The 20,962-nt window shown below is 53.1% G+C and carries 21 protein-coding genes; 8 read left to right on the top strand and 13 right to left on the bottom strand.

Features of this window, described 5'->3' with window-relative positions; all coding sequences use genetic code 11:
- Positions 1-52 precede the first annotated feature (52 nt).
- The 4 genes from qseB (at position 53) to RTX30_RS14395 (ending at position 3,092) form a co-directional block, all read left to right on the top strand.
- The gene (gene qseB, locus RTX30_RS14380) at positions 53-712 is read left to right on the top strand and encodes a quorum sensing response regulator transcription factor QseB (RefSeq protein ID WP_312690838.1); all 660 of its coding nucleotides are present in this window, start codon (positions 53-55) and stop codon (positions 710-712) included.
- A complete protein-coding gene (gene qseC, locus RTX30_RS14385) occupies positions 709-2,055 on the top strand; it encodes a quorum sensing histidine kinase QseC (RefSeq protein WP_312690839.1) in 1,347 nt (448 codons plus the stop codon). Before qseB ends, qseC begins: the two co-directional genes overlap by 4 nt.
- Positions 2,056-2,161: 106 nt before the next feature.
- Complete coding sequence (locus RTX30_RS14390) at positions 2,162-2,743, top strand: NAD(P)H-dependent oxidoreductase (protein WP_312690840.1); 582 nt, start codon at positions 2,162-2,164, stop codon at positions 2,741-2,743.
- A 34-nt stretch (positions 2,744-2,777) separates the two neighbouring features.
- Entirely contained in the window at positions 2,778-3,092 is a 315-nt protein-coding gene (locus RTX30_RS14395; protein WP_312690841.1) for a putative quinol monooxygenase, read from the top strand.
- Positions 3,093-3,133: 41 nt separating this feature from the next.
- Here the strand turns inward: RTX30_RS14395 and RTX30_RS14400 are convergent, their stop codons facing one another.
- From RTX30_RS14400 to RTX30_RS14410, 3 genes are read right to left on the bottom strand one after another with little or no spacing between them, the layout of a single operon-like run.
- Positions 3,134-4,324: a glycoside hydrolase family 88 protein gene (locus RTX30_RS14400; RefSeq protein WP_312690842.1), complete on the bottom strand. Its 1,191-nt coding sequence runs from the start codon at positions 4,322-4,324 to the stop codon at positions 3,134-3,136.
- 39 nt (positions 4,325-4,363) lie between these two features.
- Positions 4,364-5,632: an oligosaccharide MFS transporter gene (locus RTX30_RS14405; protein WP_312690843.1), complete on the bottom strand. Its 1,269-nt coding sequence runs from the start codon at positions 5,630-5,632 to the stop codon at positions 4,364-4,366.
- Positions 5,633-5,690: 58 nt separating this feature from the next.
- Entirely contained in the window at positions 5,691-7,514 is a 1,824-nt protein-coding gene (locus tag RTX30_RS14410) for a DUF2264 domain-containing protein (protein WP_312690844.1), read from the bottom strand.
- 164 nt (positions 7,515-7,678) lie between these two features.
- On the opposite strand from RTX30_RS14410, the gene RTX30_RS14415 reads away from it, so the two are divergent.
- Complete coding sequence (locus RTX30_RS14415; RefSeq protein ID WP_312690845.1) at positions 7,679-8,539, top strand: AraC family transcriptional regulator; 861 nt, start codon at positions 7,679-7,681, stop codon at positions 8,537-8,539.
- Between the two features lie 151 nt (positions 8,540-8,690).
- On the opposite strand, the gene parE is transcribed toward RTX30_RS14415, so the two are convergent.
- Genes parE through nudF form a run of 5 tightly spaced genes read right to left on the bottom strand, consistent with a single transcriptional unit; the run spans position 8,691 to position 13,102 of the window.
- The gene (parE, locus tag RTX30_RS14420; RefSeq protein ID WP_312690846.1) at positions 8,691-10,583 is read right to left on the bottom strand and encodes a DNA topoisomerase IV subunit B; all 1,893 of its coding nucleotides are present in this window, start codon (positions 10,581-10,583) and stop codon (positions 8,691-8,693) included.
- 40 nt (positions 10,584-10,623) lie between these two features.
- Positions 10,624-11,199, bottom strand: coding sequence for an esterase YqiA (gene yqiA, locus RTX30_RS14425; RefSeq protein WP_312690847.1), 576 nt, complete (start codon positions 11,197-11,199; stop codon positions 10,624-10,626).
- Positions 11,199-12,026 (bottom strand): 3',5'-cyclic-AMP phosphodiesterase, encoded by an 828-nt coding sequence (gene cpdA / locus RTX30_RS14430; protein WP_312690848.1) that lies wholly within the window; start codon positions 12,024-12,026, stop codon positions 11,199-11,201. Before cpdA ends, yqiA begins: the two co-directional genes overlap by 1 nt.
- Positions 12,027-12,050: 24 nt before the next feature.
- Complete coding sequence (locus RTX30_RS14435; protein ID WP_312690849.1) at positions 12,051-12,473, bottom strand: DUF1249 family protein; 423 nt, start codon at positions 12,471-12,473, stop codon at positions 12,051-12,053.
- Entirely contained in the window at positions 12,470-13,102 is a 633-nt protein-coding gene (gene nudF / locus RTX30_RS14440; RefSeq protein ID WP_312690850.1) for an ADP-ribose diphosphatase, read from the bottom strand. The genes RTX30_RS14435 and nudF overlap by 4 nt, the downstream gene beginning before the upstream one ends.
- A gap of 205 nt (positions 13,103-13,307) precedes the next feature.
- Here nudF and tolC point away from each other — a divergent pair, with 205 nt between their 5' ends.
- The 3 genes from tolC to RTX30_RS14455 all read left to right on the top strand — a co-directional run bounded on the left by tolC (position 13,308) and on the right by RTX30_RS14455 (position 16,729).
- Entirely contained in the window at positions 13,308-14,747 is a 1,440-nt protein-coding gene (gene tolC, locus RTX30_RS14445) for an outer membrane channel protein TolC (protein ID WP_312690851.1), read from the top strand.
- Between the two features lie 147 nt (positions 14,748-14,894).
- A complete protein-coding gene (locus RTX30_RS14450) occupies positions 14,895-15,563 on the top strand; it encodes a DUF1190 family protein (protein WP_312690852.1) in 669 nt (222 codons plus the stop codon).
- A 5-nt stretch (positions 15,564-15,568) separates the two neighbouring features.
- Positions 15,569-16,729: a glutathionylspermidine synthase family protein gene (locus tag RTX30_RS14455; protein ID WP_312690853.1), complete on the top strand. Its 1,161-nt coding sequence runs from the start codon at positions 15,569-15,571 to the stop codon at positions 16,727-16,729.
- A 58-nt stretch (positions 16,730-16,787) separates the two neighbouring features.
- Here RTX30_RS14455 and RTX30_RS14460 read toward each other — a convergent pair whose 3' ends face one another.
- From RTX30_RS14460 to ygiD, 5 genes are all read right to left on the bottom strand, one after another.
- Complete coding sequence (locus tag RTX30_RS14460; RefSeq protein ID WP_312690854.1) at positions 16,788-18,074, bottom strand: TRAP transporter large permease; 1,287 nt, start codon at positions 18,072-18,074, stop codon at positions 16,788-16,790.
- 29 nt (positions 18,075-18,103) lie between these two features.
- Entirely contained in the window at positions 18,104-18,613 is a 510-nt protein-coding gene (locus tag RTX30_RS14465) for a TRAP transporter small permease (protein WP_312690855.1), read from the bottom strand.
- 79 nt (positions 18,614-18,692) lie between these two features.
- Positions 18,693-19,670: a TRAP transporter substrate-binding protein gene (locus tag RTX30_RS14470; RefSeq protein ID WP_312690856.1), complete on the bottom strand. Its 978-nt coding sequence runs from the start codon at positions 19,668-19,670 to the stop codon at positions 18,693-18,695.
- Between the two features lie 151 nt (positions 19,671-19,821).
- Complete coding sequence (locus RTX30_RS14475) at positions 19,822-19,980, bottom strand: hypothetical protein (protein ID WP_312690857.1); 159 nt, start codon at positions 19,978-19,980, stop codon at positions 19,822-19,824.
- 4 nt (positions 19,981-19,984) lie between these two features.
- Complete coding sequence (gene ygiD / locus RTX30_RS14480) at positions 19,985-20,773, bottom strand: 4,5-DOPA dioxygenase extradiol (protein WP_312690858.1); 789 nt, start codon at positions 20,771-20,773, stop codon at positions 19,985-19,987.
- Between the last annotated feature and the right edge of the window lie 189 nt (positions 20,774-20,962).

Raw genomic sequence — 20,962 nt, forward strand, 5'->3', positions numbered from 1 at the left:
GCCCGCTGTCAGCGGTTTTATTGCCATAAAAGCGAGAGGAAACGGAGGCGTTGTGCGTATTTTACTGATCGAGGACGACACGCTCATCGGCGATGGGATCAAAGCCGGGTTGAGCAAAAAGGGATTTAGCATCGACTGGTTTACTGACGGTAAACAGGGGAAAGCCGCACTGTTTACCGCCCCTTACGATGCCGTGATCCTCGACTTAACGCTACCGGGTATAGATGGGCTGGATATTCTGCGCGACTGGCGCAGCCAAAAACGGGTCGAGCCGGTGCTGATCCTCACCGCACGCGACGCCATTAATCAACGTGTCGAAGGCCTGCGTCTGGGCGCCGATGATTACTTGTGCAAACCCTTTGCGCTTATCGAGGTCGCTGCGAGGCTGGAAGTGCTGGTTCGTCGTACCCACGGTCAAACGCAAAGTACACTCAGCCACGGTGAAGTGATGCTGGATCCGGTAAGCCATGTCGCCACGCTGGATGGTGCCCCCCTACAGCTTAAACCGAAAGAATTTGCCCTGCTGGAGCTACTACTGCGCAACGTCGGGCGTGTACTGCCGCGTCAGTTAATCGAAGAAAAACTCTATAACTGGGATGATGACGTCACCAGTAACGCCGTAGAAGTGCATGTGCATCATCTGCGACGCAAATTGGGTACCGCTTTCATTCGTACCGTTCACGGTATCGGTTATACGTTGGGAGACGCATGAAACAGTTTCGCCAGTTAAGCCTGCGTTTGCGCCTGACACTGCTGTTTTTATTGTTGTCGATGGCGGCCTGGCTGTGCGCCAGCGTTGTGGCCTGGCAGCAAACCCGCGATAAGCTCGATAAGCTGTTCGACACGCAACAAATGCTGTTCGCCAAACGGCTGAGCGTGATGGAGTTTGATCAGTTAAAAAAAACCGCGCCGCAGCTCACCCATCAAAAGCTGAAACACGGGCATCTTGATGATGACGCGCTGGCGTTCGCCATCTATTCCACTGATGGCAAAATGCTGCTCAACGATGGCGAAAATGGTAAAGACATTGTTTATGACTATCACCGCGACGGTTTTGATAATGGTCATCTGCGTGATGATGATGACAAATGGCGCTTTCTGTGGCTGACCGCCGAAGATACGCGCTTTCGCATTGTCGTGGGCCAGGAGTGGGACTACCGCCAGGAGATGGCGCTGGACATTATCACGTCGCAGCTTACACCGTGGCTGGTCGCACTACCGTTGATGCTAATCTTGCTGATTGTGCTGCTGAGTCTTGAACTGCGCCCGCTGGAAAAACTGGCGCAGGCCCTCAAGCGGCGCGCGCCTGAAAGTGCTGAACCGCTCAGTACCGCAGGCGTACCGGGTGAAGTACGCCCGTTGGTGGAGTCACTCAACCAGTTATTTGCCCGTACTCTCACCATGATGCGGCGTGAACGGCGTTTTACCTCGGATGCCGCCCACGAACTTCGTAGCCCGCTTGCGGCCCTGAAAGTGCAGACCGAAGTTGCCCAGCTTTCGGACGACGATCCGCAGGCCCGGGGAAAAGCGCTTCGCCAGTTGCATGTGGGTATCGATCGCGCCAGCCGCCTGGTGGAGCAGTTACTGACCCTTTCCCGACTGGACTCGCTGAATAACCTTGATGATATTGAAACCGTCCCGCTGGCTGCATTACTGCAATCGGCTGTGATGGACAGTTACCTGCCTGCACAGCAGTCAGGCATTGAGGTCCGTTTGCATCTTCACGTGGCGTCCGTCAGCCGTCAGGCGCAGCCGCTATTGCTGAGTCTGCTGGTGCGTAACCTGCTGGATAATGCCATTCGCTATAGCCCGCCGGGCAGCACGGTGGATGTCACACTGGACGCGAATGGGTTCAGCGTGCGGGATAATGGCCCCGGTATTAGCGATGAAGCGCTGGCACGCGTAGGGGAACGTTTTTACCGCCCGCCAGGGCAAACAGAAACGGGTAGCGGGCTGGGTTTGTCGATTGTGCAGCGTATCGCCAGGCTGCATCAAATGACGGTGACGTTTGGCAACCATCCACAAGGCGGGTTCATGGCACAGATACGCTGGTAGCTTAATTATTGCTCTGAAAGCAAAAGTCTTTGCACATTTTGCCAATTAAACAGCCCTATCGTTAGGCGTAACATAAGCGGCAAAGACATTTACTTGAGGAATTTTCATGAGCAATATTCTGATTATCAATGGCGCGAAGAAATTTGCCCACTCCAATGGTCAACTCAACGACACCCTGACCGAAGTCGCGGAGAGTTTTCTGCGCGACCTCGGGCACGATGTCCGTACCGTACGTGCCGACAGTGACTATGACGTGAAAGCAGAAGTGCAAAATTTCCTGTGGGCCGACACCCTGATCTGGCAAATGCCTGGCTGGTGGATGGGTGCCCCATGGACGGTAAAAAAATATATGGATGATGTGTTCACTGAAGGCCACGGTTCGCTGTATGCCAGCGATGGCCGCACACGTTCAGACGCCTCGAAGAAATACGGTTCCGGCGGGTTACTGCAGGGCAAGACTTATATGTTGTCGCTGACATGGAATGCGCCAATGGAAGCCTTTACCGATAAAGCGCAATTTTTTCATGGCGTAGGAGTCGATGGGGTTTATCTGCCGTTCCATAAAGCTAACCAGTTCCTGGGTATGGATGCGCTGCCCACCTTTATTACGAACGATGTGATCAAAATGCCGGATGTCCCGCGTTCCGTAGCAGAATATCGCAAGCATCTAGCCGAGATTTTTGCTTAACTGTGAAGCTGGATCTAAAGGGAGTAGTGAAATCATGTTGACAGTAATTGCAGAAATCCGTACCCGTCCAGGTCAGCATCACCGCCAGGCGGTACTCGATCAGTTCGCGAAGATTGTGCCGGTGGTGTTGCAGGAAGAGGGTTGCCACGGCTATGCGCCGCTGGTCGATCATGCGGCGGACGTTAGCTTTCAGGCCACCGCGCCGGACTCCATCACAATGGTCGAAATGTGGGAAAGCGTGGCTCACCTTGAAGCACACCTGCAAACGCCACACATGAAGGCGTGGAGTGAAGCTGTAAAAGGGGATGTTCTGGAAACCCATATCCGTATTCTCGAACCGGGTCTGTGAGTTTCTCTGCCCTCTCCCTGACGGGAGAGGGAATGCCTCGCTTACCAGTACAGTTTCCAGCTTTGCGAAAAACGCGCCAGCGCCTCCACGTAAAAATAGTCCCCCCAGCTACAACACTCATCCACCCCTTTGTTGCCCGATAAATGGTATACCGAGTGTTTGAGCAACCCGTTTGTGGCCTCGTTTTTGCCCGCCAGGTAGTGCTTGCCTAACGATGACATGATCTGCATGGCCCACTGCTGGTAACGGGCGCGATCCGTGTCAGTGATCGGCAAGTGCTTAATCAGCTCCAGCAAACCGCACACGGCAATTGCCGCCGAAGAGGAGTCGCGCAGCGCATCGCTGCCCACCAGCGCCAGATCCCAGTGGCAGACCGCATCTTCTGGCAGACGATTGAGAAAATAATTCGCCAGTCGCTTCGACAACGCCACCATCTCTTTATCGCCGGTGTAGATAAAGCTCAGCAGAAAACCGTAAATCCCCCACGCCTGGCCCCGCGACCAGCAGGAATCATCTGCATAGCCTTGTTGGGTGTTACCGTACCTGGGTGCGCCGGTTTGCACGTCCATATAGTAGGTATGAAACGTCGAGGCATCTTCACGGATAAGGTACTTCGCGGCTTGTCTGACGTGGGCAACTGCCGCGTCGGCAAAACGGCGATCCCCGGTTTGTTCCGTCGCCCAATAGAGCAATGGCAGGTTCATATTGCAGTCGATGATCATGCGCCCCGCCTGTTCGGGATCGGCCAGATCACCCCAAGCCTGAATGATCTGCGCTTGTTGATGGAAACGCTCAAGCAGCGCCTCGGCCGCCAGCAAGGCGAAACCGCGCGCGTCGCGGTTGCCGGTCAGCCGCCAGCCCGCCACACAGGAGAGGGTATATAAGAAGCCGAGATCATGGGTGTTAGTGTCATGCCGTCCGGCAATACGCATGCCAAAGGAACGAACATGGCGTTCCGCCAGCGCGCGGAATTGTTCATCTCCGCTCATTTCCCACGCCAGCCATAATTGCCCGGTCCAGAAACTGGTGGTCCACTCGATATTATCGGTTAAAGGATAATAGCCTTGCACACACGTTTCGGCGGGAAAACGATCACCGAATTCCGTTAAATGACGGCGAATCAGTTCAAGGGTGTGCGCCCGCGCGGAATCCAGTTCATCTTTAAAGGTCTGCACATCAATCGCAGCGCCAGGATAGTCGCGTAACGTTTCCTCAACGATTTTACTTAACATATTTCGGTTCCTTCTTTTTACAGAAAATAAGATCAGCCATTAACGTGTCGCATTATTTCGCGCAATATCCAGCGGGCCGTTGTGACGCCATTTGCTCTGGCAGGCAGATAACGTAAAGAAAGAAATCAGGGTAAACAGCAGCGCAATTCCTCCCATAATGATGTAGGTATGTTCAAAGCCGATCCGGTCATACAAAATTCCGGCCGGTGAAGAAACCACAACATTACCGACGTACAGCATCGCCTGATAACCGAGCAAATACATGGTGGCGTTGACACGCTTATCAAAATGCTCGGCAATATATTTAAAGACTGAAACCAGCAGCAGGCAGATCTCCAGACCGTACAATGGTTTAAGTACAGAAATAAGCAGGTGCGATTCGCACAATCCGGAAATAATCAACCGCGCACCCACCACCGTGCCAACAATTAGCAAGCCGCGTTTGGCACCTATGAAATTCACGAAAAGTGGGATCACCATATACATGACGAATTCCATGCCAGACTGAACGGTTCCCAGATAACCGAATACGGCATTCCCCTGGTGAATATCATCGAAAAAGGTGACGAAATACCGAGAAAACTGTTGCTCAGCAATAAACATCATCCACGCCACACCAGCAACATACAGGCAGAAGGCCCAGAATTTGCGGTTACGGAGTAATGCATAGACATCTGCCGGCACGATTTTCTCTTTTGCTAACACTTCGCCGGCATGTGCTGCATGCACATTCACTTTCAGGCTTAGCAATACCCCCAGCATAATGAGCGAGGCCACCGATCCCATAATGAAGTTATATGCCGGCGAGAGGTTAAACAGCAGGCCAGAAAAGGAAGAAGCCACGGCCCAGCCGAGTGAGCCCCACATCCGAATTTGCCCGAACTCCATACCGTTTAACCGACTGTAGCGATCGGTATACGATTCACAAGCCGCCACCCCGGCATACCAGGCAAAACTTAAATAAATTGCCCCGACAACAATTCCCAACAGGGTATTGGAGATAAGTAATGGCTGATAGACATAAATAAAGAACGGTGCCATCAGTGCTGACATCAGCACCACAAAATAGAGCAGGTATTTGCTCATGCCGATTTTATCCAGGATATAGCCATAAATCGGTTTGAGGATCACCGAAAAAATACCGTTAACGGCAAAGACGGTACCAATGACCGTACCGCTAAGGTTCGCCTTTTGCCCCAGCCAGATTGCCAGCAAACCAATGCTTGCCGACCAGGTGAAAAAGTAGAGGAATATAAACGAACTGATTTTGTAATATTCGGTTTTAGTGTTGATAGCGATCTTTTCCATACTATCCTCGACGAAGCGTATAGGGTTCAGAGTTCAGCCCCCGGTCGGCAACCGGGAATTAAAAAGCAATGACCATCTTTTCTTTACCAGGCTGCGTAATAACCAGCGCCTGTTCTTCTATTTGCAGTTGCGGAATATGAGGATCAAACGCCACTTCGGTTATTGCTGCCTGCACCGCACAGGCCATCCAGTGGCGGCCAGGGGCGATATCCCCGCGCAATACGGGGATGGCAGCACAGGGCGCAAACATGATGCTGCTGTTCGGCGGCGTGACCACGCAGTCCGCCTCACGCGCCATGCCGCCTGCCAGGGCATAAATGCCGCTGACGCCATTTTCAGCCACTACCAGGCTGCGGCCCTGCTCACAACGAGGGGGCGCGTTAAGGACGGCGAATCCTCCTTCGACGCTCTGTAAATGGCGGGCGGAATCGACGCAATGCACGCGCAGGTGCCAGTCGCCACAAGGAATCAGCCAACTGGCAATATGCACGTCATGCCAAGGCGACCAGCGGGAGAAAATGGCCTGCGAACTGACGATCACCTCTTCGCATTCGCGGCGGCCGCGAAAATAGTTATCGCCCTCGCTGAGCAGCAACATAGAGTCGCAGGCCGCATGTTTCAGGCCATAGCGCCCTCGTTCAATGGTGAAACCGAAACGGCTTGAATAGGCGAACTTGGTGTATTTCGCCTCCGTGTTAACGTAGTTGTTCAGCTCCAGCTGACCGGCGGTAAGCATCCAGACATGCCGCGAATGGTCACTGTGCACAAGGATCTGCCCGGCAGGGGTAATCGTTCGCTGTGCGGCTAGCGACGGTAACGGCAGTTCTTCTGCCTGCCAGAAGGGGTGCGAAGCAGGCAGCGCCAGAATAAGAAACACTTTCAGCGCCCAGTAAGGCGAGCCAGGCGAGTTATAGTCCTCACACATCGCCAGATTGGGATAAGCAAAACCCAGCGTTAAAATGCCATCGCGATCGAAAATAGGTTGCTGTAACCACCAGCGTAAATGACGCAGGATCACCCCCTTCACGACACCAGGCGAAAACGTATCCAGCCCGGAGAACGCCACAGCGCTCCAGAACGCGACCATTGCAAAGCGATAAGTCAGGCTACGGCCAAAGGGTACCGACTCACCCTCCGCCGCCGACATATAGATAAAATCCTCCGCAAACAGGCGCGCCCGCTGGCGGATCACATCAGCCCGCTGCGCATCGTCGTCGCCATTCAGGGTGGCGTAAATCAGACCATAGAAATGGAACGCCATTGAGATGTAGTAATCTTTTGGCCGTCCAGGGCCGTCGGAGTACCAGCCGTCGCCCAGGTAGTAGGCTTCCATCAGAGTAAAACGGCGCTCAATTGCCGCCGCATCCCAGGGCAATCCGGCACGTTTAAAGCCCAGTTGCACCATAATGGCGAAAAAATTCCAGTTGCTGTCGGGCATTTCGGCGTCGGTGATCTGGTTCAGCCACTGGTACAGATTGCGGATTTGTTGTTCGTTAAAATGCGCGGTTAATCTCTCGCCCAACAACGTCAGCCCAAGACCATACGCCGCCATTTCCACCAGACGCTGATCGTAAGGGCCTGTTTCGCCCCAATAGCCTGCGCTCTGCGGATCGGTACCCTGCGTAATGGCAGTCAGGTACTTTGGACTAAACGCTTCGTCGTCACCGCCTGCCATCAACGGAAACAGCCCCCACAACGCCCGCGACAGCCCTTCCATCTCAGCAATAGCAACGCTGTAGTGAGCGCTGGTTTCCCCCAGCGAGAAACGTGATTCGCCCTGCGGAAACTGGCGATCCAGCGCGCCAAGCATCGTTGTTAACGCAGCGACAACGTCGTCGCGGGATGACAATAAATTTGATGTTTTCACTTCCGCCGCCTGCATTGTTTGCTCTCCCCGTGGTGTGGCTGAAGGATAGTGAATGGAGCAGAAGTGGAAATGTTAGCTTTGTCACACCGCCGGAATTTGCCTGAACCCGCTGTTGAGGAAATTTAAAACCGTGGTTTATAAATAGAAGCAATGAGGTAAAAATTGAGAATGATTGCACTATGAGCCACACCCTGCAGGCAGAGCGTCTTGAACTGATCACCCTGAACGATGCGATCGTGTCGTTCAGCCGACTGTTTGCCAACACCGTGCGTTACCACCACTGGCACCAGTGCCTGGAGGTGCTGTATGTGGAAGAGGGCTTTGGCGTGGTGATCGTAGATAATCGTCAGTACACCATGCGGCCTGGACGGCTGTTTTTCTTTCCGCCGTTTACCATCCATAAAGTGATGGTGGATGAGCAAGCTCAGCACATTTACCGGCGTACCATTATTCATGTCGATCACCACGCAGTGCTTAAACATCTGCGCGATTTCCCGCACAATCACCACCGTTTACAGCGACTTTCGCTCCGCGGCGGCGCGGCAGCAGTGATGGATGCCGCCGATATCCATCCGCATATTGATCATCTGTTTAGTTGCTACGCAAAACTCGCCGACAACCGCAGCCTGAATGGCGAGCAGGTCGCCTGCCTGTTGCTCAACCTGCTGAGTATGATGCCAGAAAATAACGAGGAACTTCCTGAAGAGCACAGCGGGATTGCCACGCCAGTGATGTTCTGGCTTGAGGAAAACTACCGGCAGAAATTCAGTCTGGACCGCCTGGCGCAAGAGTTAGGTAAATCCCGCAGCTATCTCTCCCGCCGGTTTTATTACGAAACCGGTGAACATATCTCTCAGTACCTGAACACCATTCGTTTGCGTAAAGCGTGCGACTGCCTGCTGCACAGTGCGCTTAGCATCAGCGAAATAGCGGATGAGGTTGGTTTTTCCGACGTGACTTACTTTATTAGCGCGTTCAAAAAGGGCATTGGCGAGACACCGTTGCAATACCGCAAAAACCACCAGGCTACGGCGCGCTAAGGCGCGATTTAATGGATACGGTACGAAGGATTAAAAGAGGGAGCAGTTTTCGGGGTGGACAAGCATGACTACAATGAGATTTACAACATCAGAAGACGGTAGTCTGCGTAACAAGCCCGGCAAACACAGCGCTGCCGGGCGGGTAACGTTATCAGGCTTCGATGTCCGCCATATCGCCTTTTTCCTGCAGCCAGTTACGGCGATCTTCCGAACGCTTCTTGGCCAGCAGCATATCCATGGTGGCATTGGTCTGCTGTTCATCTTCATCGCTGATGATCAGCTGCACCAGACGGCGGGTATTCGGATCCAGCGTGGTTTCACGCAACTGCATCGGGTTCATCTCGCCCAGCCCTTTAAAGCGCTGCACGTTCGGTTTACCCTTTTTGCGTTTTAACTGCTCAAGCACACCGGTCTTCTCTTCTTCCGTCAGCGCGTAATAGACCTCTTTCCCCAGATCGATACGGTACAACGGCGGCAGCGCCACATAGACATGGCCATTTTTCACCAGCGCGCGGAAGTGTTTCACAAACAGTGCGCACAGCAGCGTGGCAATATGCAGACCATCGGAGTCCGCATCCGCGAGGATGCAAATCTTGCCGTAACGCAGCTGACTGAGATCGTCGCTGTCCGGATCGATACCGATCGCCACCGATATGTCATGCACTTCCTGCGAGGCAAGTACTTCGTCGGAAGAGACTTCCCAGGTGTTCAGGATCTTGCCTTTTAACGGCATGATTGCCTGATATTCACGATCGCGCGCCTGTTTGGCGGAACCGCCCGCCGAATCACCTTCCACGAGGAACAACTCAGTGCGGTTCAGATCCTGCGCCGTACAATCGGCAAGCTTACCCGGCAACGCCGGACCACTGGTCAGTTTCTTACGCACCACTTTTTTGGCGGCGCGCATACGACGCTGTGCGCTGGAGATGGCCATCTCAGCCAGCAGTTCAGCGGTCTGGATATTCTGGTTCAGCCACAGGCTGAAGGCATCTTTCACCACGCCGGAAACGAACGCGGCGCACTGGCGGGAGGAGAGACGTTCTTTGGTCTGCCCGGCGAACTGCGGATCCTGCATTTTCACCGACAGCACATATGCGCAGCGCTCCCAGATATCTTCCGCTGAGAGCTTCACGCCGCGCGGCAGAATATTTCGGTATTCACAGAATTCGCGCATCGCATCCAGCAGCCCCTGACGCAAGCCATTGACGTGCGTCCCGCCCTGCATGGTCGGGATCAGGTTGACGTAGCTTTCGGTCAGCAGCTCACCGCCTTCCGGCAGCCACAACAATGCCCAGTCTACGGCTTCGGTTTCAGCGGCAAAATTACCGATAAACGGTTTTTCCGGCAGCGTCGGCAGGCCATTAACCGCTTCGCAGAGGTAATCGTTCAGACCATCCTGATAACACCAACGCTGTTCGGCGTTGTTCACTTCATCTTTGAAAATGATCTCTACGCCCGGGCACAGTACTGCTTTGGCTTTCAGCAAATGCGTAAGGCGGGACACAGAGAAACGCGGGCTATCGAAGAACGACTCATCAGGCCAGAAATGGACGCTGGTACCGGTATTGCGTTTGCCGCAGGAACCGATCACGTTTAGATCCTGCACTTTTTCGCCGTTTTCAAAGGCGATACTGTACACCTGACCGTCACGTTTGACCTGCACTTCCACCCGACGGGACAGGGCGTTAACCACCGAAATCCCTACGCCGTGCAAACCACCGGAGAACTGATAGTTTTTATTGGAAAATTTCCCGCCCGCATGCAGGCGGCAAAGGATCAATTCAACGGCGGGAACGCCCTCTTCCGGGTGAATATCCACCGGCATCCCGCGCCCGTCATCAATGACTTCCAGGGATTGATCGGCATGCAGGATAACCTCCACGCGTTTGGCGTGGCCTGCCAGCGCTTCGTCCACGCTGTTATCAATAACTTCCTGACCCAAATGGTTAGGACGCGTGGTATCGGTGTACATCCCCGGACGGCGGCGAACCGGCTCAAGCCCGGTGAGTACCTCTATGGCATCAGCGTTATAGGATTGCGTCATGGTGTGTTCGTAGATAGTGACCGCATCGTTTCCCGGTAGCTCAACTCAGCCCAAGGAACTCGATAATCTGTGTGAAATGATTCTCAAAGCCTACAAAAGCGTGGTTTCCGCCCTCTTCTACTGTCTGGCGGCATGCGTCGTAGTATGCCACCGCCTGGCGGTAATCCAGCACTTCGTCCCCGGTTTGTTGTAGCAACCAGATCAGATCCGGCGCTTCGAGCGGGTCAACTTGCATTACTTTGAGCTCGTAAATATGGCGAGACTCTAGCACATATTGTTGCCCTGTGTAGGGGTTCTCGTTATTCCCGAGAAAATCCGCCAGCAGTTCAAACGGCCGAACAGCCGGATTCACCACCACCGCTGGCAGCATAAAGCACTGCGAAAGCCAGGTAGCAAAATACCCCCCCAGCGATGAACCGACAATGCCCAGCGGTTTCCCGCCCTGCGCCATCACCAGCGATTCAACGAGTTCCGCCGCCGCCGCAGGATAAGGCGGCAGTTGCGGCACAAGAACGTCGATCTCCGGGTGATTTTGCGCCAGCCATTGCGAAAGCTGCGTAGCCTTAGCGGAACGCGGCGAACTGTTAAACCCATGCAAATAAAGAAGCGTAGACATCAGTATCCTTCTGAAGCCGTATCTGGACTGAATTTCGTGCTTTGCAAACGGCACACTTCAGTATGTAAGGTGCCATCTGCGTACAAATCCAGCCAGCGCCAGCCCGGCGCGATGGTATCCAGCGTGAAGTTGGCACAGTGCGGCTTGAACTGCACGCAGGTGGAGGGCGTCGCCAGCAGGCGGCAACCATTCCAGTCGAGATCCAGTTCCTGATGAATATGCCCGCATAGCAGGTGGCGTACTTTTGGAAAACGCTGCAACACATTGCCCAGTTCACCCGCGTTGCGCAGGCTGTGCTGATCAAGCCAACTGCAGCCGGAAGGAAGTGGATGATGGTGAAGCAGCAACAGAGTGTAACGCTCAGGGGCATCCGCCAGCTTTTGCTCCAGCCATTCCAGTTGGAATTCGCTCAGTTCACCGTGCGGAACGCCAAAGACCTGGCTATCGAGCAATAAGATCTGCCAGTGGTCGCCCACGAAAACGCGTTTCGCCGGAGATATACCCGCGTCCTGCAGCGCGCTGTACATGGCAGGTTGAAAATCGTGATTGCCGGGCAGCCAGACGCAAGGCGCGTTAAAGCTTGCGATGCCCTCAGCAAAGTGCTGATAAGCCGCAGCGGTATGATCCTGTGCCAGGTCGCCGGTAGCGACTATCAGATTGCACTCACGCTGCTGAGCTTTTATCGCGTCCAGTACCGCCTTATAGCTCTCCCAGGTATTGACCCCTAACAGCGTTTCATGCTTTTCGGCAAACAGGTGAGAGTCAGTAATTTGTAATATCCTGACCCTGGCCTCACCAGCCAGAGAAAGGTTTAACAGGCTTTCCAAATGGTGTCCTTAGGTTTCACTACGCTAACAAACCGGAATCGCCATTGCTCCATGTGCTAAACAGTAACGTAGCCAGTCGGCCAGAAACTGATTAATTTGATGCTTTTCGTCGCGTTGATGCAACTTTTTATTCGGATAATCATAACGCGCTTTAAAACGAAAGATCTGCTGACTCGAACACACTTCGGCCACCATGGCGTCGTGGTAAAGACGCACCGTCATGGACGGCAGGCTCCAGTAGCTGACAGCAGGCGCTGTCTGTTCAATTTCCACAAGCGTAGTGTAGCGGGTGGATTCAACTATCGTTAACCGGTATTGCGCGTTGGTCACCTGATAGCTCACTGTTTCACCCGCTTCGTCATTACGCGGCAGCAGGCGGCGCAACTGAGCGAAATTGGTTTCGCACAGGCGCATCATTTCAGGAAAGTCAGGTGTGTAACGCTTCATTTTTTCCACTCGTTTCGTAAGCTCTCATGATGCAGCTGCAGCCATTGCAAGGCGATGACAGACGCTGCGTTATCGATTTTCCCCTCTTCTACCCACTGGTAAGCCTGTTCCCGGCTCACCACCTGAACACGAATATCTTCGTTTTCATCCACCAAACCATGAATACCTTCGGCCTGTGTGGCGTCCACTTCGCCAACCAATACAGATGAGCGCTCACTGGTGCCGCCTGGACTCGCCAAATAGCTCAACACTTTTTTCACTCGCCCGACGTGCAAACCTGCTTCTTCCTGGGCCTCGCGGCGCGCAACATCTTCATCGGTTTCGCCCTCTTCAATCATACCGGCGACCATTTCCAGCAGCCACGGGCTTTCACTGGTGTCGAACGCGGCAATGCGGATCTGCTCTATCAGCACCACTTCATCACGCACTGGGTCAAAGGGTAGCAAGACTGCAGCATGACCGCGTTCAAAAATTTCGCGACGCACTTCTCCGCTCATGCCGCCGTTAAATAAACGGTGGCGAAAACGGTATAATTCCAACGAAAAAAAACCGCTATACAGCGTTTCGCGTGCAATAATTTCTACATCGTTTTTGGTGAAAGTCACTGTGGAAGGTTTTGGCTTACTCATTAGCGGCATCCCATACGAAATAATGATCAAACTGTGGATTTCAAGCCCGTTTTACTATCGTTTCAAGTACGATGTGATAGATTGTGGCAAATTTCTGCCAATGGCACGTTACGCCAAGCTGAAGCCCCGTGAACCTCTGGTAGAATCGGCGATTATTTTTCCAATTTAGACCAGCGCTAATACTGCTTCACAACAAGGAATGCAAATGAAGAAATTGCTCCCCCTCCTTATCGGCCTGAGCCTGACCGGCTTCAGCGCTATGAGCCAGGCAGAAAACCTGCTGCAGGTTTATCAGCAGGCGCGTTTAAGTAACCCGGATCTGCGTAAATCCGCCGCCGATCGCGATGCGGCATTTGAAAAAATCAACGAAGCTCGCAGCCCGTTACTGCCTCAGCTCGGTTTGGGTGCAGATTACGCATACAGCAATGGCTTTCGCGACAGCAAAGGTGTTAACTCCTCTGCGACCAGTGCTTCCCTGCAGTTAACACAAACTATTTTCGATATGTCGAAATGGCGTGCGCTGACCTTACAGGAAAAAACAGCCGGTATTCAGGATGTCAGCTGGCAGGCCGATCAGCAATCGCTGATCCTTAACACCGCTACCGCCTATTTTAACGTGCTGAGCGCCATTGACACACTTTCCTACACCGAAGCGCAAAAGCAGTCGATCTATCGTCAGTTGGATCAAACCACCCAGCGTTTTAACGTGGGTCTGGTCGCCATTACTGATGTACAGAACGCCCGTTCGCAATATGACACCGTGCTGGCTAACGAAGTCACCGCCCGCAACAACCTGGACAATGCACTTGAATCGCTGCGTCAGGTTACCGGCAATGAATACCCGGAACTGGCGTCATTGAACATCGACACCTTTAAAACGGAAAAACCGCAGGCGGTGAATGCACTGCTGAAAGAAGCGGAAAACCGTAACCTGACGCTGTTGCAGGCGCGTCTGAACCAGGATCTGGCGCGTGAGCAAATTCGCCAGGCACAGGACGGCCATCTGCCGACGCTGGATTTAACTGCCTCTACCGGCGTGTCTAACACCTCGTACAGCGGTTCAAAAACCCGTAACAACGCGCAGTATGACGATAACGACGCGGGCCAGAATAAAGTCGGCCTGAGCTTCTCCCTTCCGCTCTATCAGGGTGGCCAGGTGAACTCGCAGGTGAAACAGGCACAGTACAACTTTGTCGGCTCAAGCGAGCAACTGGAAAGCGCGCACCGCAGCGTCGTGCAGACCGTACGCTCCTCCTTCAACAACGTGAATGCCTCAATTAGCAGCATCAACGCTTATAAACAGGCCGTTGTGTCTGCCCAGAGTTCACTGGATGCGATGGAAGCAGGCTATTCCGTGGGGACACGCACCATTGTTGACGTGCTGGATGCCACCACCACGTTGTATAACGCCAAACAGCAACTCTCCAGTGCACGTTACAACTACCTGATTAACCAGTTGAATATCAAATCTGCACTGGGTACGCTCAACGAGCAGGATTTGGTCGCGCTGAATAACACGCTGGGCAAATCCGTTTCCACCTCGCCAGAAAGCGTGGCGCCGGAAAACGCAGAGCAAGCCGCTGCGGTCAATAATTTCAACGGCAATGCGCAGCCTGCCGCTGCCCGCACCAGCGCAAAACGCTAAGCGAAGCCGTTATTTGTTATCACGGGGGCGCACAGCCCCCGTTTTTACGTAAGGCAACGTAAAGGCCCTTCCACCTTGCTTTAACTTCCCCCCCTCATCCTCTATCCTGAGCGTCTGTTAATGCCTTTGGGGTCCAGGTAAATAAAAATGAAACGGACAAAAAACATTCAACATGCGACGTTCCGCAAAAGCTGGGGCGCTCGCCATCTGACGCCTGTCGCGCTGGCCGTCACTGCCGTGTTTATGCTCGCAGGCTGTGAAAAAAGCGATGAGACAGTGTCTCTGTATCAAAATGCCGACGACTGCTCGGCGGCGAATCCGGGCAAAAGCGCCGAATGTACCACCGCCTATAACAACGCAATGAAAGAAGCACAGCGTACCGCACCGAAATACGCCACGCGTGAAGATTGCGTAGCGGAGTTCGGCGAAGGCCAGTGCCAGCAAACGCCAGTCCAGGCAGGTACCGCGCCGGAAAACCAGGCGCAGGCGCAGTCCAGCGGCAGTTTCTGGATGCCATTAATGGCAGGTTATATGATGGGCCGCCTGATGGGCGGCGGCGCAGGGTTTGCCCAGCAACCGCTGTTCAGTTCTCGCAATCCGGCAAGCCCGGCTTATGGCCAGTACACTGACGCCTCTGGTAAAGGTTACGGCGCAGCTCAACCGGGCCGAACCATGACCGTACCGAAAACGGCAATGGCACCAAAACCGGCGACCACCACCACCGTTACTCGCGGCGGCTTTGGTGAGTCAGTCGCGAAGCAGAACACCATGCAGCGTCGTGTTTCCGGCACGCCAACCCGTTCGATGGGCGGCTAATCGCCATGGAAAGAGTCGCGATTACTGAGCGCCCGGACTGGCGCGAAAAAGCCACGGAGTACGGGTTCAATTTTCACACCATGTACGGTGAACCGTACTGGTGCGAAGAGGCATATTACACGCTGACGCTCGCCCAGGTTGAGAAGCTCGAAGACGTGACCGCAGAACTGCACCAGATGTGCCTGCAAGTGGTGGAGAAAGTCGTCGCCAGCGATGAGCTGATGGCGAAGTTCCGTATTCCGAAGCATACCTGGGGCTTTGTGCGTCAATCGTGGGCGACGCAACAGCCTTCGCTTTATTCACGTCTCGATTTAGCCTGGGACGGCGTGGGCGAGCCTAAGCTTTTGGAAAACAACGCCGATACGCCAACATCGCTGTACGAAGCAGCCTTCTTTCAGTGGATCTGGCTGGAAGATCAGCTCAATGCCGGTAACCTGCCGGCTAACAGCGATCAGTTCAACAGCCTGCAAGAAAAGTTGATTGAACGCTTTGCGGAACTGCGCGAGCAGCATGGTTTTCAACTGCTGCATTTCGCCTGCTGCCGCGATACCGTTGAAGATCGCGGGACGGTGCAGTATTTACAGGACTGCGCGGCCGAGGCGGAACTGGCAACCGAATTCCTTTATATCGAAGATATCGGGCTGGGCGAAAAAGGCCAGTTCAGCGATCTGCAGGATCAGGTTATCAGTAATCTGTTCAAGCTCTACCCCTGGGAATTTATGCTGCGGGAAGTGTTCTCTACCAAGCTCGAAGACGCCGGCGTGCGTTGGCTGGAGCCGGCCTGGAAGAGCATTATCTCCAATAAAGCGTTGCTGCCTATGCTGTGGGAAATGTTTCCGGATCACCCGAACCTGCTGCCCGCTTATTTTGCAGAGGATGCGCATCCGGAGATGGAAAAATACGTTGTTAAGCCGATCTTTTCTCGTGAAGGCGCCAATGTGTCGATCATCGAGAACGGCAAAACGCTGGAAGCTGTCGAAGGGCCGTACGGTGAAGAGGGCATGATTGTGCAACAATTCTGCCCACTGCCAAAATTTGGCGACAGCTATACACTGATTGGCAGCTGGCTTATCAACGATCAGCCTGCCGGGATTGGCATTCGTGAAGACCGCGCGCTGATCACCCAGGATCTTTCGCGTTTCTACCCACATATTTTTGTGGAGTAACATAAAACCCGGCCAGGCGCGCCGGGTTTTCTTTTTACTAAGCCTGCTCAGCCCTACCTTACATCACGCCAAACAACTTCGGCAGGAACAGTGAAATAGCAGGGATATACGTCACCAGCAGCAGCACTACGAACAGGGTTACGTAGAACGGCAGCATGGCTTTTACTACCTGTTCAATCTTCTGCTTACTCACCGCACTGGCGACAAACAGCACCGATCCCACCGGCGGCGTAATCAAACCAATCCCCAGGTTAACCAGCATGATCATCCCGAAGTGAACCGGATCGATACCCAGCGTATTGGTTACCGGCAGCAGTACTGGCGTGAGGATGAGGATCAGCGGCGCCATATCCATTAATGTTCCCAACAGCAACAGCATGATGTTGATGCACATCAGGATCACATATTTGTTGTCAGAGATTTGTGTAAAGGCTTCGGTAATGCGGCCCGGTAACTGCATATAAGTCATGACAGCGCCAAATGCTGCAGCAAAGCCGATCAGGATCATGACGATCGTTACCGTCTTCACGGTACGGTACATCAGCTTCGGCAGCTCTGACCACTTGTAATCACGATAAATAAACATGGTGACGAAAAACGCCCATAAGCAGGCGATTGCCGCCGATTCCGTAGCCGTGAAGATGCCCGAGAGGATCCCGCCCATGATGATCACGACGGTCATTAAGCCCCATAGCGTGTCGACGAAGATCTTCAATGCCTGGCGAAACGGCACGCGTTCCCCTTTCGGGTACCCGCGTTTATGGGCAAAGGCCACGCACATCACCATCAGCGTGAAGCTGAGCAATAATCCCGGCAGGATCCCGGCAATAAACAGCGCGGCAATGGAGACGGTGCCGCCAGTCGCCAGCGAGTAGATAACCGAGTTGTGGCTGGGCGGCGTTAAGATGGCCTGCACCGATCCGCTGGCGGTCACCGCTGCAGCAAAATCTCGGGGATAGCCTTTTTTGTCCATCTCCGGGATCATCACCGAACCGATCGATGCCGTATCAGCGACGGACGATCCGGAAATTGCACCAAAAAAGGTCGACGCAACGATATTCACCAGCGACAAACCACCGCGAATAAATCCGACAAAAATATAGGCGAAATTGACTAACCGTCTGGCAATCCCCCCCTCGGCCATGATCGCCCCCGCGAGGATAAAAAACGGGATCGCCAGCAGCGAGAATTTATTTACGCCATTGGTTAACTGGATCATCACCGCTTCCAGCGGAATATCGATATACCACGCACCCAGCACGGCACTGATACCCACGGCGTATGCCACCGGTACGCCCACAGCCAGCATAATGACCAGCGTAAAGATCAGAATAAATGCATCCACAGATTTTCCTTACTGGATGTCACCAGCGATCAGCTTGACGAGCCGAGCATCACCATTGGGCGGTGGTACTGCGCGCCAAACAGCATCTTCTCAACAATAAAAAGGATGGTCAGTGCCGAGCCGACAGGAAGCGGCAGATAGCTCTCGCCTGCGGTGAACAGCGGAAATTCCGCAACCGGTTGATCCCACAGCTCCAGACACAGCGCGCCGCCGTACCAGAGAATAAAGAGGCTGATTGCCGTCATCATCAGATCGGCGATGACAGAGCAAACTTTGCGTGCTCCCTCTCCCAGGCGGTCAGTAACCATGCTGACGGCGATATGTGACCCCGCGCGATAACTCACCGCAGCGCCAATAAAAGTGAACGTGACCATGCAGATAATCGCCACTGGTTCAGGCCAGGATAAGGCACTGTTTAATACGTAGCGTGCAAAAATACCGATCGGAATAATGGCCACCATCACTAACAGCCCCAGACCTGCAACCCACATTGCAATGCGGTAAAGAATATCCATCAATAACGAATAGCGTTCAGCCATAACCGTTTCCCCGGCAAAGAATGAAAACAGACATACGGAAACACGTCATTCGGGCAAGGTTCCCCCTGCCCGCTAAACGTTATTGCACTTCCTGAATACGGGTAATTAAATCCTGATGTTCTTTCCCGTATTTATCACGTACCGGTTGAGTGGCTTTAAAGAATACGGAGGTATCCATTTCATGGAATTGCACCCCGCCCACCTTCATCGCCGCCAGCGATTTTTCGTTATACGCTTTCCATAATTCACGCTGTTCCACCTGCGCTTCTTTTGCCAGTTTCAGGATCAGCTGTTGGTCCTCTTTTTTCAGCTTATCCCATTTGGCTTTAGAGAATAAAAACAGCTCAGGAATAATGAAATGCTTACTCCAGGTGTAATTCTTCACCACTGGCAGATAGTTATGCGCAACAAAAGTGGGGGGGTTATTTTCCGTGCCATCAATCACCCCGGTTTGCATGCCGCTAAACACTTCACTTACCCCCATTGCCACGGAGTTCGCCCCCATAGCCTTCAGGGTATCTAGCGCAATCGGGCTCCCCTGAACACGGATCTTCATGCCTTTTAAATCTTCCGCTTTGGTAACCGGTGCTTTGGTGATGAGATTTCGCGTACCGGCATCCATCCAGCCTAAGAAAATCAGCCGTGATTTACTGCTCTCCGAGAGACGGTTACCAATTTCCTGGCCAATCATGCCATCCAGAACTTTATGCATATGATCTTCATCGCGGAAGATATACGGCAATGTAAAGACATTGATCTCCGGTAATATCGCAGCGACTGGCGTCATCGAAACGCGGATAATATCAATCGCGCCAATTTGTGCCTGCTCAATAACCTGCTTTTCATCGCCTAATACACCGCCGGGAAAGGTTTTAATATCCAGTCTACCTTCTGTCGCCGCACTTAACTTTTCACCCATATGTTTCACAGCCACTACATTGGGATAGTCGGCCGGGTGTACATCTGCGGCACGAAAGGTTTGGGCGAGTGAAGCATGTGAGATAAATAACAGAGCAGAACTAATACAGACTTTCAGTAAGGTTTTTGCTGAGTTCATATTTCCGTATCTCCAGAGATAATTTTGAGAAAAGTCAGCGCGTCCGCGAACAAAGCGTTCGTGACGTAACAGCAAAATTTTTATGGGTTTGTCTGAGACGGTAGACAATCAGAAGAGTAGTCGTCCGGCGGAGTTCATGCGACGATGATGTTCACAAAAAAGCACGAAATTCAGCACAGCGTTTTAGATTTGCTGAGTAGATCTTTTTATTTTCAAAAAAACCGTATTTCAGAGCTGTTTTTTTGAGATCTGCCTTGTATTTTTCCATTTTTAGGATCAAATCAAAGCAAAATGGCGCATTACGCGCCATTGTTTTAGCCCACCTGCACGGAGAGCATACTTAGCGATCCCATCTCTATCCCGTCCACCGGGACAGATATCGGTTCATTGCCATCCCATGCGCCAAGCACATACAGCAGGGGCAAGAAATGATCTGGCGTCGGGTTAGACAACGCACCGCCTTCATGGTCGAGGTAATTAACCAGCGGGTGCTGCTCCGCCGGCCCCTGCCAGCTCAGGTTCGCTTTCACAAAATCATTAAACGCCGTTGCCCACGGGTAAGGTGTGCTCTCGCCATGCCAGCGGGCGGTACGCAGGTTATGCACCACGTTACCGCTAGCCACCAACATAATGCCTTCATCACGTAACGATGCCAGCTTACGTCCCATTTCCAGGTGCCATGCTGCCGGTTTGGTACTGTCAATACTCAGTTGCACCATTGGAATATCAGCCTGCGGGTACATTTTGATCAATACCCCCCACGAACCATGGTCAAAGCCCCAGGCTTCTTTGTCGAGCGTGACGGGCACAGGCGCCAGTAATTCAACCAAACGCTGAGCCAGCTCAGGGGAACCCGGCGCCGGATAATGCGTGTCATACAACGCCTGTGGGAAACCGCCGAAATCGTGGATAGTCTGTGGCGCTTCCATGGCGGTGACGCCCGTGCCGCGAGTAAACCAGTGAGCGGATACCACCACAATTGCTTTCGGGCGGGGCAGCGTAGTGCCCAGTTGCCCCCAGGCACGGGTATACCTATTATCTTCCAGAACATTCATCGGGCTACCGTGCCCTAAAAACAGTGCTGGCATGCGTGGTGTTGACATGGTGATATCCTTACAGAATGTGACAATTTGATGGGGCTACATTACGCCCTTTCGCTGCAGGAAGAACTCTGATAACCATGATGAAGATCTTCAGTAATTTTGATTGTAAGAAATGCGTAAAGGTGGGCTCTTCGTCTCGCTTTTCATCGGCCAGAGAAATACATTAATGAGAATCATTATCATAAAGGA

It is taken from the genome of Kosakonia sp. (assembly GCF_032052965.1).
Classification (GTDB): domain Bacteria; phylum Pseudomonadota; class Gammaproteobacteria; order Enterobacterales; family Enterobacteriaceae; genus Kosakonia.

Coding starts and splice junctions, on each gene's coding strand:
- qseC (WP_312690839.1), top strand. CDS start 709: ATGAAACAGTTTCGCCAGTTAAGCCTGCGTTTGCGCCTGACACTGCTG.
- RTX30_RS14390 (WP_312690840.1), top strand. CDS start 2,162: ATGAGCAATATTCTGATTATCAATGGCGCGAAGAAATTTGCCCACTCC.
- RTX30_RS14395 (WP_312690841.1), top strand. CDS start 2,778: ATGTTGACAGTAATTGCAGAAATCCGTACCCGTCCAGGTCAGCATCAC.
- RTX30_RS14400 (WP_312690842.1), bottom strand. CDS start 4,324: ATGTTAAGTAAAATCGTTGAGGAAACGTTACGCGACTATCCTGGCGCT.
- RTX30_RS14405 (WP_312690843.1), bottom strand. CDS start 5,632: ATGGAAAAGATCGCTATCAACACTAAAACCGAATATTACAAAATCAGT.
- RTX30_RS14410 (WP_312690844.1), bottom strand. CDS start 7,514: ATGCAGGCGGCGGAAGTGAAAACATCAAATTTATTGTCATCCCGCGAC.
- RTX30_RS14415 (WP_312690845.1), top strand. CDS start 7,679: ATGAGCCACACCCTGCAGGCAGAGCGTCTTGAACTGATCACCCTGAAC.
- parE (WP_312690846.1), bottom strand. CDS start 10,583: ATGACGCAATCCTATAACGCTGATGCCATAGAGGTACTCACCGGGCTT.
- yqiA (WP_312690847.1), bottom strand. CDS start 11,199: ATGTCTACGCTTCTTTATTTGCATGGGTTTAACAGTTCGCCGCGTTCC.
- RTX30_RS14435 (WP_312690849.1), bottom strand. CDS start 12,473: ATGAAGCGTTACACACCTGACTTTCCTGAAATGATGCGCCTGTGCGAA.
- nudF (WP_312690850.1), bottom strand. CDS start 13,102: ATGAGTAAGCCAAAACCTTCCACAGTGACTTTCACCAAAAACGATGTA.
- tolC (WP_312690851.1), top strand. CDS start 13,308: ATGAAGAAATTGCTCCCCCTCCTTATCGGCCTGAGCCTGACCGGCTTC.
- RTX30_RS14450 (WP_312690852.1), top strand. CDS start 14,895: ATGAAACGGACAAAAAACATTCAACATGCGACGTTCCGCAAAAGCTGG.
- RTX30_RS14455 (WP_312690853.1), top strand. CDS start 15,569: ATGGAAAGAGTCGCGATTACTGAGCGCCCGGACTGGCGCGAAAAAGCC.
- RTX30_RS14465 (WP_312690855.1), bottom strand. CDS start 18,613: ATGGCTGAACGCTATTCGTTATTGATGGATATTCTTTACCGCATTGCA.
- RTX30_RS14470 (WP_312690856.1), bottom strand. CDS start 19,670: ATGAACTCAGCAAAAACCTTACTGAAAGTCTGTATTAGTTCTGCTCTG.
- RTX30_RS14475 (WP_312690857.1), bottom strand. CDS start 19,980: ATGGCGCGTAATGCGCCATTTTGCTTTGATTTGATCCTAAAAATGGAA.
- ygiD (WP_312690858.1), bottom strand. CDS start 20,773: ATGTCAACACCACGCATGCCAGCACTGTTTTTAGGGCACGGTAGCCCG.